This window comes from Gellertiella sp. DMC107 (assembly GCF_056313605.1).
The window spans coordinates 251,211-265,161 of the sequence record NZ_JBQUZZ010000005.1; the positions used below are offsets into that span (position 1 = coordinate 251,211).

Here is a 13,951-nt window from a genome sequence, read left to right on the forward strand (position 1 = left end):
GCTTCTTGATCAGGAACCTTGGCCGAGGCTAGCCGGCGGCCCTTTCGCGAAGCTGTCGCCGGGGCGGTCAGAGAACCGGGCGGCAGAGAACCGTCGCCGGCGTGCCGTCGTCGCTCGCGGCATAATGTTCCCAGAGCTGTTCGGCGGGCCGATAGCCCCCCTCCTCCAGCCAGAGCATGAAATCCGACCAGGCGGTGCCGAGCCCCTCATAGCCGCCGTGATAGACGGTGAGCGCCAGCCGTCCCGCCGGCAGCGTGGACGGCACGACGCTGCCTTCCGGCACCACGGCGCGGGCGACGGGCAGACCCACTTCGAAATCGAACCAGTCGGGATCCATGCGATGATGTCGGGAAAACCAGGGGCCGGTCGGCTCGATCCCCTGGCGGGCGAGCACCTCGATCAGCTGCATGCGCCCGGCCCCCATGGCCTCGGCGATTTCGCTGCGGGGCACGCGAAACGGAACGACGGCGGTGATCTGCTCGTCTGCTTCGACGATGCGGGGCGTTTCGAGCATCGGGGTCTCCGGGATCGCGAGGGGTTGCGCCCTCGCTCATAGCCGAGCCGGATGCCGAATGAAAGACGCCTCCGGGACCCGCCCGACCCGGAGGCGCAGCCCCTCTGCGGCGAAAACGTCAGACGCTTCGGCTGTTCAGGGCATTATAGATGTTGCGTGCGACAAGAAGCGCCACGGGCGCGGCCAGAAGCAGACCGGCCCCGAAGGCCCCGCCGATTTGCGCCGGTTTCAGCAAATTCATCGTCAGAACCGCAATCACAGCAGAACCCGCAAAAACAGTTGCAGTCAGAATGTAAATGACGACCGCCAAACGTATCATGTCCTGTCTCCCCGGCAACACACAGCCACTCCACCCCCGTTGGCGGAGCTGGTTGCTGCCTTTCTCTCGATTTCTACTTGTAGCGACAAGAATTCCGAGGTGGATTTCCTGTCGACCATGGGAAGACTATGGCGAGAGTTTGGTTCATTTGATTTGATCTAGCGCAACCGACAGCAAATTTCCTTTATTAGGACAGCGTGCGGACGGGGAGAGGCGCGGAAGGCCCGGTTCGGGGACGGGGCCGATCAACCGGAGGATGAAGATTTCGAGGCCGTTGCGCCGGGAGCGACGACGGGGCGTGGCCCTTGCCGCAGCGCCCTCATCGGCGCTTGTCGCTTCAGAGAGAGTCGTCTGGCCGCGTCGGCCTTGCAGAAGCGAGCGCTTCCGCCTCCCGCGCCAGCCGCGCTTCGCGCAGGCGGGCCGTCTTTTCATCGCGCGATTGCACGAGGGCAGCCGCTTCGTCCAGCGCCTTGCTGCGGGCGAAGAACTGGCTCTGGGTATCGGCAAAGGCGAGCTCCGCTCTTTGCCGCGATTTGCTGTGGGTCTCGGTCATGGTCTTTCCGGTCGGATCGCGTTCAAGACAAAGGGCCAGGCGATCCGCCTGACCCCGATCTTCGTATCGTGCCGCTCTGCCAGTACATCCGTGGTCAGAAGCGTGCCTGATCAAGCCGCCTGAAGATTGCAGGCCGACATCTTGCCCGACTTCTGGTCGCGCTCCATGTCGAAGGCCAGCTTCTGGCCTTCGATGATTTCGCGCATGCCGGCGCGCTCGACGGCGGAGATGTGCACGAAGGCGTCCGGGCCGCCATTGTCAGGCTGAATGAAGCCGAAGCCCTTGGTGGAATTGAACCATTTTACTGTGCCAGTGGTCATGATGAACCCTTTCTGAGGCGCATGAGTGCCCACAGCGCGGCAGCGCTGCGGCTTGGGATAGCGATTTTTGAAGGAAGGTTCGATCATGGCGCGTTGCGAAACGCGATAACAAAACTTAGCGAGCAAAATTCGATGGGCCCATCCTAGCAGCTTCCATTCGTATGTCAATCAGAAGTGATGGAAAGCTATTCTTTATAAATTTTTGGTTGCGGCGCGCGCCGTCGCCGCTGACTCCGGCAGAAACACGCATACGGTCTTTGCCGGCCGCCGCGCCGGATGCCGAGGGGTTTTCTTATTGCTCGCCTGCAAGCGGAACGAAATGGCAGGTTCAGGCGTCTTCTTCACTGGCAAAGAAAGCGCATCGCTCTATTTCACAATCAGATGGAGAAGGTATGGCAGACAGTTTCAACGGTATGGCGAAGACCGGCGTGGAAGGGCTCGATGAAATCTTGTCCGGTGGGCTTTCCCGTCGTCATGTGTTTCTCTTGGAAGGCGCGCCCGGATCCGGCAAGACCACCGTTGCCCTGCAATTCCTGCTCGAAGGCGCCAGCAAGGGCGAACGCTGTCTCTACATCACCCTTTCCGAGACCGAGGAGGAGCTTCGCGACAGCGCGCTCGCCCACGGCAAGACCATCGACGACCATGTGGAGATCTTCGAGCTGGTGCCGCCGGAAAGTCTTCTCGATGCCGATCAGCAGCAGAGCCTGCTCTATTCGTCGGATCTGGAGCTGGGGGAGACGACCAAGCTCATCTTCGAGGCCTTCGAGCGGGCGAAGCCGCATCGCGTGGTGATCGACAGCCTTTCGGAAATCCGGCTTCTGGCCCAGAGCTCGCTGCGGTACCGGCGGCAGATTCTCGCGCTGAAGCATTTCTTTTCCCGCTCCCAGGCAACGGTTCTGCTGCTCGACGACATGACCTCCGATGCGACGGACAAGACGGTCCACAGCGTGGTGCACGGTGTCATCCACCTCGAGCAGCTGGCGCCCGATTACGGGTCGGAGCGCCGTCGGCTCAGGGTTCTCAAATATCGTGGGCAATCGTTTCGCGGCGGTTATCACGATTTCACGATCAAGACCGGGGGCGTGGCCGTTTTCCCGCGGTTGCGTGCCCTGGAACACAGGTCGAATTTTCAACGCACGGTCCTCGCGAGCGGCATCGGAGCATTCGACGATCTGCTGGGCGGGGGCATTGCCCGCGGCTCCAGCACGCTTCTGATCGGACCTGCCGGCACGGGCAAGAGCCTGTTTGCGCTGCAATTTGTCGAGGCAAGCGTTCGGCGCGGCGAAAGGGCCGCGATCTTTGTGTTCGATGAGGAGCTGGGGCTCCTGTTTGCCCGCACCCGGGACCTGGGACTGGATCTCGAATCCATGCGGGACAAGGGGCTCATTCATATCGAACAGCTCGACGCCGCCGAATTGTCGCCGGGCGAGTTTGCCCAGCGGGTGAGAGACAAGGTGGCGAGCTTCGACGCAAAAACGGTCGTTATCGACAGCATCAACGGCTATCAGGCGGCGATGCCGGAGGAAAACGCCCTCATCCTGCACATGCACGAACTGCTGCAATATCTGAACAGGCAGGGGGCCAACACCTTCATAACCGTGGCGCAGCATGGCCTGGTCGGCGACATGAAGTCACCGGTCGACGTCACCTATCTGGCCGATACGGTCATTCTGCTCCGCTATTTCGTGGCCGAGGGCCGGGTGCGCCGGGCAATTTCGGTCATCAAGAAGCGCACGGGTCCGCATGAGGACACCATTCGCGAATACAAGATCGGCCGCGACGGTCTGACGCTCGGAGCGCCGCTCTCGGGATTTCAGGGTATTCTCCGCGGCGTTCCGATCTTCATCGGGGACAGGAAGCCCCTTCTGCAGACCCTAGACGAGGATGTTTCCCATTCCTGACCGCGATGTGTTTGGCCTCATTCATGCTCCCCTGGGTCGGGATGCCCAGATTGCTGCGGCCTTGCTGCAGGAAGCGGGCCTGTTCGCCCGCACGGTCCCCACCTTCGAGGGTGTGGTTGCCGCCCTCACCGACAATGTCGCCTTCGTCGTCATGACGGAGGAGGCGCTGCGTTCGGCGGACTTGCGCCCGCTGGCCCAGTGGATCGCATCGCAGCCGACCTGGTCCGATCTCCCCTTCATCATTCTCACGGCGCGGGGCGGCGGCCCGGAGCGGAACCCGGCGGCGGCGCGGCTGTCCGAAGTGCTCGGCAATGTCAGCTTCATCGAGCGGCCTTTCCACGCCACCTCCTTCATCAGCGTCGCCACCTCGGCCATGCGCGGCCGCCGCCGGCAGTATGAGGCAAGCGCCCGGATGAAAGCTCTGGACGAGGGGGAGCGCCGGCTTCAGACGGCGCTTGCCGCCGGTCGTCTCGGGGCCTGGGAACTGGATATCGCCACCAATGTCCTGACGACATCGCCGCTATGCCGCGAAATTTTCGGCCGCGCGCCGGACGAGCGCTTTACCTACGAGGACCTGCTTGCGGCCATCCATCCGGATGATCTGGACCGCATGAAAACCGCCGTTCGAACGACCCTCGAAACCGGCGTCGATTATGCGATTTCCTACAGGACGGTCTGGCCGGACGGCTCGGTGCATGGCGCGGAAATCCGCGCGCAGCTTCACCGCGACCTGTCCGGGCGGCCGATCAAGCTCGTGGGCGTTTCCGCAGATATTACCGAGCGGCTTCGATCGGAGCTTCAGCAGCGGCATGTCAACGAGATGCTGGAGGAGCGGGTCGCGGAGCGGACGCGCGAACTGGAGGAAGCCCACAGGCTCGTGCTGGCGGAGGTCCATCAGCGGGAACGGGCGGAAGAGCAATTGCGGCAGGCACAGAAGATGGAGGCGATCGGCCAGCTCACGGGCGGCGTGGCGCATGATTTCAACAATCTCCTCATGGCCGTGCTCGGCAATCTGGAGCTGCTGCAGAAGCACCATAACGGCGATGCGAAGGCGACGCGGCTGATCGAAGGCGCGCTGCAAGGGGCGAGACGCGGCGCCTCGCTGACCCAGCGGCTGCTCGCCTTTGCCCGCCGGCAGGATCTTCAGGTGGGTCCGGTGAACCTTGCCGGTCTCGTGGAGGAGATGAAGGACCTGTTGCAGCGCTCGGTCGGATCGAGGATCGCCGTCGAAGTGGCCGTCCCCGAGCGGCTGGCGCAGGTTTCAGCGGATGCCAACCAGGTGGAGCTCGCCCTTCTCAATCTCGCCGTCAACGCACGTGACGCCATGCCCGACGGGGGCGTCCTCCGTATCGAACTGAAGGAGGGCGAGCAGCCGGCGGGTTCGGACGAGCTCGCGCCGGGACGCTATGTGGTGCTGTCGGTCATCGACCAGGGCCATGGCATGGACCCGGACACCCTGCAAAAGGCAGTCGAGCCGTTTTTCTCCACCAAGGAACTCGGCAAGGGCACGGGCCTCGGCCTGTCCATGGTACATGGATTGGCCTTGCAGCTGAATGGCCGGCTGCGGCTGACGAGCCGTCTGGGTCAGGGAACGACAGCCGAACTCTGGATACCGGTTTCGACCTCGGAAAGGCCGGTCATGGCCCAGGACGGGGCGGCAGCACCGATGCGGGTCGCCGCCGCCGGCCCCAAGCGGATCCTTCTCGTCGATGACGATGCGCTGATCGCGATGAGTTCGGCGGACATGCTGACCGATCTCGGCCATGAGGTCGTCGAGGCCTATTCCGGCAAGGACGCTCTTTCGCTGATCGATGGCGGTGAAGTTTTCGACCTGTTGATCACGGATTATTCCATGCCGGGCATGACCGGGGCGGAACTGGCGAAAGCCGTTCGCGAAAGGCTGCCCACCCTGCCGATCCTGCTGGCCTCCGGCTATGCGGACCTGCCGTCGGGCATGGAACTGGATGTGGCAAGGCTCGGGAAGCCCTATTCCCAGGAGCAGTTGGCGCTGATGCTGGGCAAGCTGATATAGCGGGAGGCTTGCCCGGACGGCCTGCGGGCGAGGATGCCCGGCAGGCGGAAGCCAGCGAACGGAAGGTCAGGCCGGGTCGCCGCCAAGGCCGTTCCCGGTCCCGCCCATGGCGGCCGCAGGCTGGATGGGTCTCGGACGCATCCGCAAAAAATCGAAGACATGAAACGGCGCTCTCTGCGCCGCTGCCGGTCTATTTGTTCTGCAGTAGCCAGATCTTGCCCGGCATCGTGATCTTGTAGGGCACACTGCCCGCTTCCGCAGCGACGGCCGGTCCCTGCAGGAAACCGCAATCGCGCAATTCGTTGATAGTTTTTTCGTTGACGACGACCACTTTCCGCGGGCGCTCCTTGAACCGGTCATTGCGGGCATAGGTGACCACAGCATCCTTCAACGTCCAGCCATTGCTGCCGTTGGCGTAGAGGTCGCCGGTTTTCGCCAGCTTCAACGCGCGCGATTGCGCCGGCGTGAGAGCGATTTCGGGCAATGCGTTCGTCCTGCGGTCAGTACTCATGTAATCGACATCCTTGAAGCAGAGAGCCGGAAGCAACAAATCTGGCAGCTGCGGTCGTGAAATGCAAAAAGGTCAGGCAACCGCCTGACCTTATCCGGTTTATGCTCCGATACTGCCAGTACATCCGTGGTCAGCGCAGAGCATAGACAAAGTCAGGCTGCCTGAAGATTGCAGGCAGACATCTTGCCCGACTTGCGGTCGCGCTCGAGGTCAAAGCCGATCTTCTGGCCTTCGACCAGTTCGCGCATGCCGGCGCGTTCTACAGCCGAGATGTGCACGAAGGCGTCGGCGCCGCCGTCATCGGGCTGGATAAAGCCGAAGCCCTTGGTGGAATTGAACCATTTTACAGTGCCAGTGGTCATGATGAACCCTTTCATAGCAATTGCGATACCCGCTGCGCAGAGGCGCGGCGGTGGAGGATAACGACGGTTTTAAAGGGAGGGTTCGTTCAAGGCGCGGTGCCAGGCGCGCGATAACCAAAAGCTCGGCAAGAAAATATCGATGAACCGGAGATAGGTATTCCCGAGCGCTTTGTCAACTTTTGATTTTCGGATCGCGCGCCGCACGAGCAACCGCTCCCCTTCGCGACACGCGGGCGCTGCGGCCAGCCGACCGGCTCAACCGGCCGCAAGCCCGGTCTGGAACGGACTTCTCCCGCGCTTGCGACCGGGCTTACTCCGTCCGCCGATGCCAAAGGGCGGCAGCGACCGCCGCCGGTTATGCCCGCCCTGACAGGGCTGCCGCATCGCGGAAGGAGATGAGCCTTCCGGACTCTTCGTCCCAGAGGGTCAAGGGCACGCAGCGCAGGCTTTCCCGGATCGTGATGCGGTTGATGTCGGCAAGCTCCGGATGATCTTTGAGCACCTCCGGCAGCCGGTAATAGGGGATCCTGCTGGCGAGATGGTGAACGTGGTGCACGCCAATATTGCCGCTGAACCAGCGAAGCACCGGCGGCAGCACGTAATGCGACGCACCGTGCAGTGCCGCCTGCTGGAACTGCCAGTCCGGAGGGCGGGACCAGTGCGTATCCTCGAACTGGTGCTGCACGTAGAAGAGCCATACGCCAGCCAGCCCGGCCAGAAGAACGATCGGCAGATGCACCACCAGCAAGGCCAGCGGGCTGACTGCCCAGGCGACGGCAAGGACGAGCACGGCAATGGCGGCATTGGTGCCCATGCTCGAAAGCCAGGGAAGGCTGCCTTCCCGCATCATGCCGAGCGGCAGTCTCTGCTTGAACAGAAACACCCAGGCCGGACCGATGCCGAACATCACCAGCGGGTGCCGGTACAACCGGTAACCGAGCCGTGCACGGGGGGACAGCGCCCGATATTCGCGGACCGTATAGGTGGTGATGTCGCCGTCACCGCGATTGTCGAGATTGCCGGCCGAGGCGTGATGCTTTGCATGCGCGCGCCGCCAGCAATCAAAGGGCGTGAGCGTGAGGACGCCCAGGATGCGTCCGGTCCAGTCGTCGACAAAGCGCCGGCCGAAGAAGGAGCCATGTCCGCAATCGTGCTGGATCATGAACAGGCGAACAAGAAATCCGGCAGCGGGAACAATCAGGATCAGGCCGAACCAGTAGCCGAAGTGGACAAGCAGCAGGGTGGATGTCCAAAACAGCAGAAAGGGAAGAAGCGTGACGCCCAGTTCCCAGGCCGCCGTTCCCATTCTTGCTTCCCGGTACCCGGCAAGTGCGGCAGGCCAGGCTTTTGCACTGGCTGCTTCTGACGCAATGTTGTTCATTCTGAAAATCCGACTTTCCCAATAGCACTTCTGCTGTTTCGTTGGCACCCGCGCGAGCATGCGGCTTTCGCATCCAGGCTCGCTGCCGGACACGTTTGCCCGCCCCCCGCGGATCTGGTTCCCGCCATAGGCACTAAAGAAGCCCGTATTGCAATCCGGACTTTCCGAAGTTTTCCCCTCCGATGGACAAAGCGTGCCCCAAACGGGACATCTTCCTCTCCGATCCGGACAGGCGACCTGCACGCCCGCAGAACAGATCGGCCGGGAGCCGCTCAAGCGCCCATCCGGCCTCGATCCGCTTACGGACAGGAAACGCCGTAGCCGCGAAAGGGTGCCCGTGTCGGCTGTTCGATCTTTGCCGTTCTTCAGGGGGCTAACCGGCGGTGTCTTCCCCCGGAAGCCCGCGGGTTTCTCAGGCCGCGTTCTCGAAGCGGCGGTCCGGGATGAACCAGAGGGCGGCCACGGCGGTGTAGAGAGCCATGGAGAGGATCGGCGCCACGAAGGCAACCGCGACGGCGATGGCATAGAGCACCACCGAGATCACCCCCTTGCGGTCGCGGCCGATGGCGCGGGCGAGATCGGACTCCTGCCCGTGATGCTTCAGCAGCAGGCGCGCCAGGATGAAATAGGCCACCCCGCACAGCAGCAGGTTCACGCCATAGAGCGCCACCGGGAAGGGTGCGAAGTGGTTTTCGCCCATGAAACCGGTGGTGAAGGGCACCAGCGACAGCCAGAACAGCAGGTGCATGTTGGCCCACAGCACCCCGCCGCGCACATGGGTGACCGCATGGAACATGTGATGATGATTGTTCCAATAGATACCGACATGCACGAAGCTCAGCACATAGGACAGGAAGACCGGATAAAGCGGCAGGATGGCCGACAGGGTTTCCCCATGCTGGACCTTCAGCTCCAGCACCATGATGGTGATGATGATGGCCACGACCCCGTCGGAAAAGGCCTCCACCCGGCCCTTGCCCATCCGTTTACCCTCTGCCATGCGCGCCCCCTGCCCTTCGTTTCCCAGCGTCCGGTTGCATATTTGACATGACGCAAGAAAAAAGGAAACTGCGGCGCGTACCGCTTCAGCAGGCTGCTCCCAGAAGTCGTTCTATTTCCGGCGCGCCGATGGGGGCGGAATAGAGGAAGCCCTGGGCTTCGGCGAAGCCTTCGGCGCGCAGATAATCCCGTTGCTCGGTCGTCTCCACCCCTTCGGCAACGACCGAGAGTTTCAGGTCGCGGGCCAGCGACATGACCGCGCCGGCAATGGCGCGGGTGGCCCGGTCGCCCGGCAGCGCGCCCACGAAGGAGCGGTCGATCTTCAGCATGTCCATCGGCAGGTCGCGCAGGATGTCGAGATTGGCGTAGCCGGTGCCGAAATCGTCGACGGACAGGCGGATGCCGAGCGCCTTCACCGCATTCATGGCCGCAAGTGCGCCCCGGACATTGCCGAGAAGCGTGTATTCGGTGAGTTCCAGCTCCAGGAATTCGGCGGAAAGACCGCTTTCGGCCAGCGCCTGTTCCACCTGATCGGGAAAGAGAGGATCGCAGAACTGCCGGGCGGAGACATTGACCGCCATGACCACGGGCGGCAAGCCGGCGTCCTGCCACGCCTTGGCCTGCCGCGTGGCGGTTTTCAGCACCCAGTTGCCGATGGGCAGGATCAGCCCGGTTTCCTCGGCCAGCGGGATGAACTGCAGCGGCGGCACGATGCCTTCCTTGGGGTGCCGCCAGCGGACCAGCGCCTCCAGCCCGAGGATCCGACCGCTCATCATGTCGACGCGCGGCTGGTACTCGAGGAAAAGCTCGCCATTCTCGACCGCGCGGCGCAGTTCCTCTTCGCGGCCGATGTCGCGGCTGATCTTGAAATTGCCCGGCCCGTCATAGACGCACAGGGTATCGCGACCCATTTCCTTCGAGCGGTACATGGCGGCATCGGCGCTGGCCAGCACCGCTTCCGGTGTGGCGCCGTCGCGGGGATGCAGGGCGACGCCGATGCTGGCCGTGGTGACCACCTCACCCTCGCCGATGCGGATCGGTTCGGCCAGCATCTTGCGCAACTGGTGCAGGCGGGAAATGAAGGCCCGCTCGTCCGTGGGCTTGGTGAGACACAGCATCACGAATTCGTCGCCGCCAAGGCGCACCACGTGGTCGCCGCCATGCTTGAACTGCACGAGACGGGCAGCAAATTCCGACAGGAGCAGGTCCCCCGCCTGGTGGCCATGGGTATCGTTGACCTGCTTGAAATTGTCGAGATCGATATAGACCACGGCCACGTGCTGCTTGGTATGGCGGGCTTGGTTGAAGGTCTCGGCCATGATGTCCATGAAGGCGGCGCGATTCGGCAGGCCGGTCAGGCTGTCATGATGGGCGAGATAGCGGATGCGGTCTTCCGCCCGCTTGCGCTCGATGGCGATGCCGGCAATATGGGTGGCGATGCTGATCAGCGACAGTTCTTCCGAGGTGGGCTCGCGCACTTCGAAGGAATAGAGCGCGAAGGTGCCCAGCACATGATTGTGCTGCGCGATGATGGGCGTGGACCAGCAGGAGCGGAAGCCGAAGGCGGCCGCCAGCCCGCGATAATTCGCCCAGCGCGGATCGTTCATGATGTCGCTGACGAAGACCGGCTTGCCCGACCAGGCCGCCGTGCCGCAGGAGCCGACCATGTTGCCGACGGCAACGCCCTCGATTCGGTCGTTATAGGCATCCGGCAGGTTGGGGGCGGCGCCCTTGTACAAATGCCGGCCTTCCGCATCGAGCAGCAGGATCGAGCCGAAAATACCCGAAAGCTGCGCCTCGATGAGCAGCACCAGCGCCTCCAGGATGGAGGGCAGCGGCTCGCTCCGCGCAATCATTTCCAGAAGGTCCGACTGGCCCCGGCGCAGCATTTCCTGGCGCTTGCGCTCGGTGATATCCAGCGAGAACCCGACGATGCCGTTCACCTCGCCCGCCGGATCGTGGATCGGCAGCTTGCAGGAAAGATGCCAGGAGGGCAGTCCGTCCTCGCCCACGAATTTCTCCTCGTGGTTCATGGCCGGAATGCCGGTGCGGATCACCTGCTGTTCGAGATCGTAGAAGGATTGGGCGTCCTGCGGGCCATAGAAGGCAAAATCGGTCTTGCCCTTCACCTCGCTGAAGGAAGACATGCCGAGCCGGCGCAACGTGGCCTGATTGGCGAAGAGGAAGCGGCTCTGCAGGTCCTTCACGAAAATCTGGGCGGGAAGCTGCTCGAGAACCGAGCGGAGGAAATCCACCTCCGCGGTGAGCAGTTCCGTGCTTTCCGTGACGATCCGCGCACCCGCGAGGGAAAGCAGAAGACGGCTTTCATCGGACAACTCGTCCGCGACGCCTCCGTCCATGCTCGTAGCCCCGACCTTGTGCATGCTCCGTCCCTTTCCTGGCTTTGGCCGCCGCGCCTCGGCCAGCAGACCGGGATACAACCGCGAAACGAAACTGTGTGTATTATTATATTCAAACCATTGTTTGTGCGAGACTTAACTTTCACGTATCGCCATCAAAATCGCGTCAGCGACTTTTCGCGGGAAAGGGGCGCCGGCGCGCGCCGCTTGCCGCCGGCCGGTCGTCTCGAAATGGCACGGGCGGCGGTGGCACGGCGATTGCACATGACAATCGGCAAGACCACCGAAATGCCGGAGCCGTCCCATGTCGACACGCCGCCTCTTCCTTGCCTCCGCCCTGGCGGGGCTGGCCGCCTTGCCGGCCCGCGCTGCCGGTTTCCGGGACGATCGGCCGCTGCGGGGCGCGCTGGACGCCTTCCAGCCGGTCGCGGCAACCGCGCCTCCCGCCGGCGGCAGCCGCCGCTTCCAGAAGGTGCTGGCAGAGGCCGCGGCGCGCGGCAAGCCCGTCTTCCTGCCGCCCGGAACCTATCGCGTCTCCAATCTGGACCTGCCCGACAATACGGAGATCAACGGCGTGCCGGGTCGCACCCGCATCGAATATACCGGCGAGGGTCATCTGTTTGCCGCCGCCAATGCCCGGCGCATCCGGCTTTGCGGGATCGAGATCGACGGGGCGAATCGCTGGCTGGCGGATGCCGCCGGCGCGCTGTTGCAGTTCAATGCGGTCGAGCAGGTGGAAATCGAGGATTGTGTCATTCTGGGATCGGCCGCCCATGCGATCCGGCTGGAGGGATGCGGCGGGCGGATTGCCGGCTGCCATCTGTCCGGTGCGGCGGAAGCCGGCATCTTCGCGGCGGAAAGCCGGGGCCTCGTCATCCGCGACAACCGGGTGGACGGGTGCGGCAATGGCGGCATACTGGTTCACCGCTACACGGCCGCCGAAGACGGCACGCTGATCACCGGCAACCGGGTGGAGCGGATTGCGGCGCGGTCCGGCGGCACCGGGCAGAACGGAAACGGGATCAATGTTTTCCGCGCCGGGAACGTGATCGTTTCGGCCAACCATGTTTCCGACTGCGCCTTCTCCGCCATTCGCGCCAACAGCGCCTCCGGCATCTCGATCACCGGCAACCAGTGCCTGCGTTCGGGCGAGACCGCGCTTTATTGCGAATTTGCCTTCGAAGGGGCGGTCATTTCCGCCAACACGGTGGATGGCGCGGCGAACGGCATTTCGGTGGTGAATTTCAACGAGGGCGGCCGGCTGGCCAGCATTACCGGCAATATCGTGCGCAATATTGCCGGGCCGGGCCCCTACCCCGCCAGCGACGGCGGCTTCGGGGTGGGCATCAGCGCCGAGGCGGATGCGGTGATTTCGGGCAATGCGCTGGATACGATCGAAAAATGGGGCCTGCTGCTGGGCTGGGGTCCCTATCTGCGCAATGTCGCGGCCTCCGGCAACATGGTTCGCGCCGTCCCGGTCGGTTGCGCCGTCAGCGTCGCGGAAGGGGCCGGCAGCGCGCTGATTTCCGGCAATGTCTTCTCGGCGACGCCGGGCGCGGCGATTGCCGGTTTCCGCTGGAACGATCAGGCGAGCGGCGAGCTGATCGAGGGGGCCGAACGGTTTCCGGGCGTGACGGTGGAGCGCAACATCCTGTCTTGACGATTGTCAATTCCCCGCATTGCAAAGGTGAGCGTCACCTAATAGAGTATCGATGCAAGAGGAGCCGGACCGCATGGATTTCACCGCATTCGATCTCAACCTGCTCCGGGTGCTGGATGCTCTCTTGCGGGACGGATCGACCGTGAAGGCGGGGGAGCGGCTGGGGCTCTCGCAGCCGGCGGTTTCGGCAGCCCTCGGACGGCTGCGCTTTGCCTTCGACGACGAACTCTTCGTGCGGCAGGGCACCCGGATCGTGCCCACCGAGCGCGCGGCGATGCTGGCGGTTCCGCTGCGCGAGGAACTGGCGCGGATGGAATCGCTGCTGTCCATCGGCACCGCCTTCGATCCTGCCCGGGCCAGTTTCGGCTTCCGCATTGCCGGGGCGGATTTTTTCGCGGAAACGCTGATGCCGGATCTGGCGGCCGTGCTGGCCCGCGAGGCGCCGGGTATCCGGCTGCATCAGGTGGATCTGGTGCGCGACGTCTATGTGGAAAGCCTCGAACAGTTCAAGGCGGATATTGCGCTGCATCCCGAGCAGGCGGTTCCGGACTGGGTCATCCGCCGCCGCCTGCTGCGCTCGCCCTTTACGATCGTCGCCGCCCGGGGCCATCCGGCCCTTGCGGAAGCCGGGATCGCCCCCGGGGAGGCGGTGCCGATCGACCTCTATTGCGCCCTCCGCCACGTCATCTTCTCGCCGGAAGGCAATGTCGGGGCCGATGCCGAAGGGCCGCTGGGGCGAATAGGCCGCAGCCGCCAGGTGGCCGTCACCCTGCCCTTCTTCTTTTCCATATGCCGGACCGTGAGCTGCACCGATCTGATCGCGCTGGTGCCCGTGCATGTGGCGGACCGCTTTGCCGCCGACATGCAGCTCGATTTCTTCACCCCGCCCATTCCCGTTCCGGCGCCGCTGCTGGTGGCGACCTGGCACCGGCGCAACGAGGAAAGCCCGGCCCATCGCTGGATGCGGGAGAAGATCTTCAGCATTCTCGGCCCGCTGGCCGAACGCTCCCCCGAATGCGGGGTGGACTGACGGTCCACT

The 13,951-nt window shown here is 63.6% G+C and carries 14 protein-coding genes; 4 read left to right on the plus strand and 10 right to left on the minus strand.

Annotated features, from left to right (window positions below; translation table 11 throughout):
* Positions 1-67: 67 nt before the first annotated feature.
* The 4 genes from ACT54B_RS17410 to ACT54B_RS17425 form a co-directional block, all read right to left on the minus strand.
* Positions 68-514: a GyrI-like domain-containing protein gene (locus tag ACT54B_RS17410; protein WP_476046663.1), complete on the minus strand. Its 447-nt coding sequence runs from the start codon at positions 512-514 to the stop codon at positions 68-70.
* Between the two features lie 118 nt (positions 515-632).
* Positions 633-833: a hypothetical protein gene (locus ACT54B_RS17415; RefSeq protein WP_476046664.1), complete on the minus strand. Its 201-nt coding sequence runs from the start codon at positions 831-833 to the stop codon at positions 633-635.
* 337 nt (positions 834-1,170) lie between these two features.
* Positions 1,171-1,386, minus strand: a complete 216-nt coding sequence (locus tag ACT54B_RS17420; protein WP_476046666.1) for a hypothetical protein — start codon at positions 1,384-1,386, stop codon at positions 1,171-1,173.
* A 110-nt stretch (positions 1,387-1,496) separates the two neighbouring features.
* The gene (locus ACT54B_RS17425; protein WP_476046667.1) at positions 1,497-1,706 is read right to left on the minus strand and encodes a cold-shock protein; all 210 of its coding nucleotides are present in this window, start codon (positions 1,704-1,706) and stop codon (positions 1,497-1,499) included.
* A 392-nt stretch (positions 1,707-2,098) separates the two neighbouring features.
* Here ACT54B_RS17425 and ACT54B_RS17430 point away from each other — a divergent pair, with 392 nt between their 5' ends.
* Both ACT54B_RS17430 and ACT54B_RS17435 read left to right on the plus strand, forming a co-directional pair.
* Entirely contained in the window at positions 2,099-3,607 is a 1,509-nt protein-coding gene (locus ACT54B_RS17430; RefSeq protein WP_476046669.1) for an ATPase domain-containing protein, read from the plus strand.
* Positions 3,591-5,639 carry a hybrid sensor histidine kinase/response regulator gene (locus tag ACT54B_RS17435; protein ID WP_476046671.1) on the plus strand — a complete coding sequence of 683 codons (2,049 nt, stop codon included), beginning with the start codon at positions 3,591-3,593 and terminating at the stop codon, positions 5,637-5,639. Before ACT54B_RS17430 ends, ACT54B_RS17435 begins: the two co-directional genes overlap by 17 nt.
* A 190-nt stretch (positions 5,640-5,829) precedes the next feature.
* On the opposite strand, the gene ACT54B_RS17440 is transcribed toward ACT54B_RS17435, so the two are convergent.
* The 6 genes from ACT54B_RS17440 to ACT54B_RS17465 all read right to left on the minus strand — a co-directional run bounded on the left by ACT54B_RS17440 (position 5,830) and on the right by ACT54B_RS17465 (position 11,566).
* Positions 5,830-6,150, minus strand: a complete 321-nt coding sequence (locus tag ACT54B_RS17440) for a hypothetical protein (protein WP_476046672.1) — start codon at positions 6,148-6,150, stop codon at positions 5,830-5,832.
* Between the two features lie 152 nt (positions 6,151-6,302).
* Positions 6,303-6,512, minus strand: a complete 210-nt coding sequence (locus ACT54B_RS17445; RefSeq protein WP_476046673.1) for a cold-shock protein — start codon at positions 6,510-6,512, stop codon at positions 6,303-6,305.
* A gap of 355 nt (positions 6,513-6,867) precedes the next feature.
* Positions 6,868-7,893 (minus strand): fatty acid desaturase, encoded by a 1,026-nt coding sequence (locus ACT54B_RS17450; protein ID WP_476046675.1) that lies wholly within the window; start codon positions 7,891-7,893, stop codon positions 6,868-6,870.
* A gap of 412 nt (positions 7,894-8,305) precedes the next feature.
* Positions 8,306-8,893, minus strand: a complete 588-nt coding sequence (locus ACT54B_RS17455; protein WP_476046677.1) for a TMEM175 family protein — start codon at positions 8,891-8,893, stop codon at positions 8,306-8,308.
* 85 nt (positions 8,894-8,978) lie between these two features.
* Entirely contained in the window at positions 8,979-11,276 is a 2,298-nt protein-coding gene (locus tag ACT54B_RS17460; RefSeq protein ID WP_476046679.1) for a sensor domain-containing protein, read from the minus strand.
* A 131-nt stretch (positions 11,277-11,407) separates the two neighbouring features.
* Positions 11,408-11,566, minus strand: a complete 159-nt coding sequence (locus tag ACT54B_RS17465; RefSeq protein WP_476046681.1) for a hypothetical protein — start codon at positions 11,564-11,566, stop codon at positions 11,408-11,410.
* Between ACT54B_RS17465 and ACT54B_RS17470 the strand changes: the two genes are divergently transcribed.
* A complete protein-coding gene (locus ACT54B_RS17470) occupies positions 11,557-12,912 on the plus strand; it encodes a TIGR03808 family TAT-translocated repetitive protein (RefSeq protein ID WP_476046683.1) in 1,356 nt (451 codons plus the stop codon). The genes ACT54B_RS17465 and ACT54B_RS17470 overlap by 10 nt on opposite strands.
* A 73-nt stretch (positions 12,913-12,985) precedes the next feature.
* Entirely contained in the window at positions 12,986-13,942 is a 957-nt protein-coding gene (locus tag ACT54B_RS17475) for a LysR family transcriptional regulator (protein ID WP_476046684.1), read from the plus strand.
* Positions 13,943-13,951: the final 9 nt, after the last annotated feature.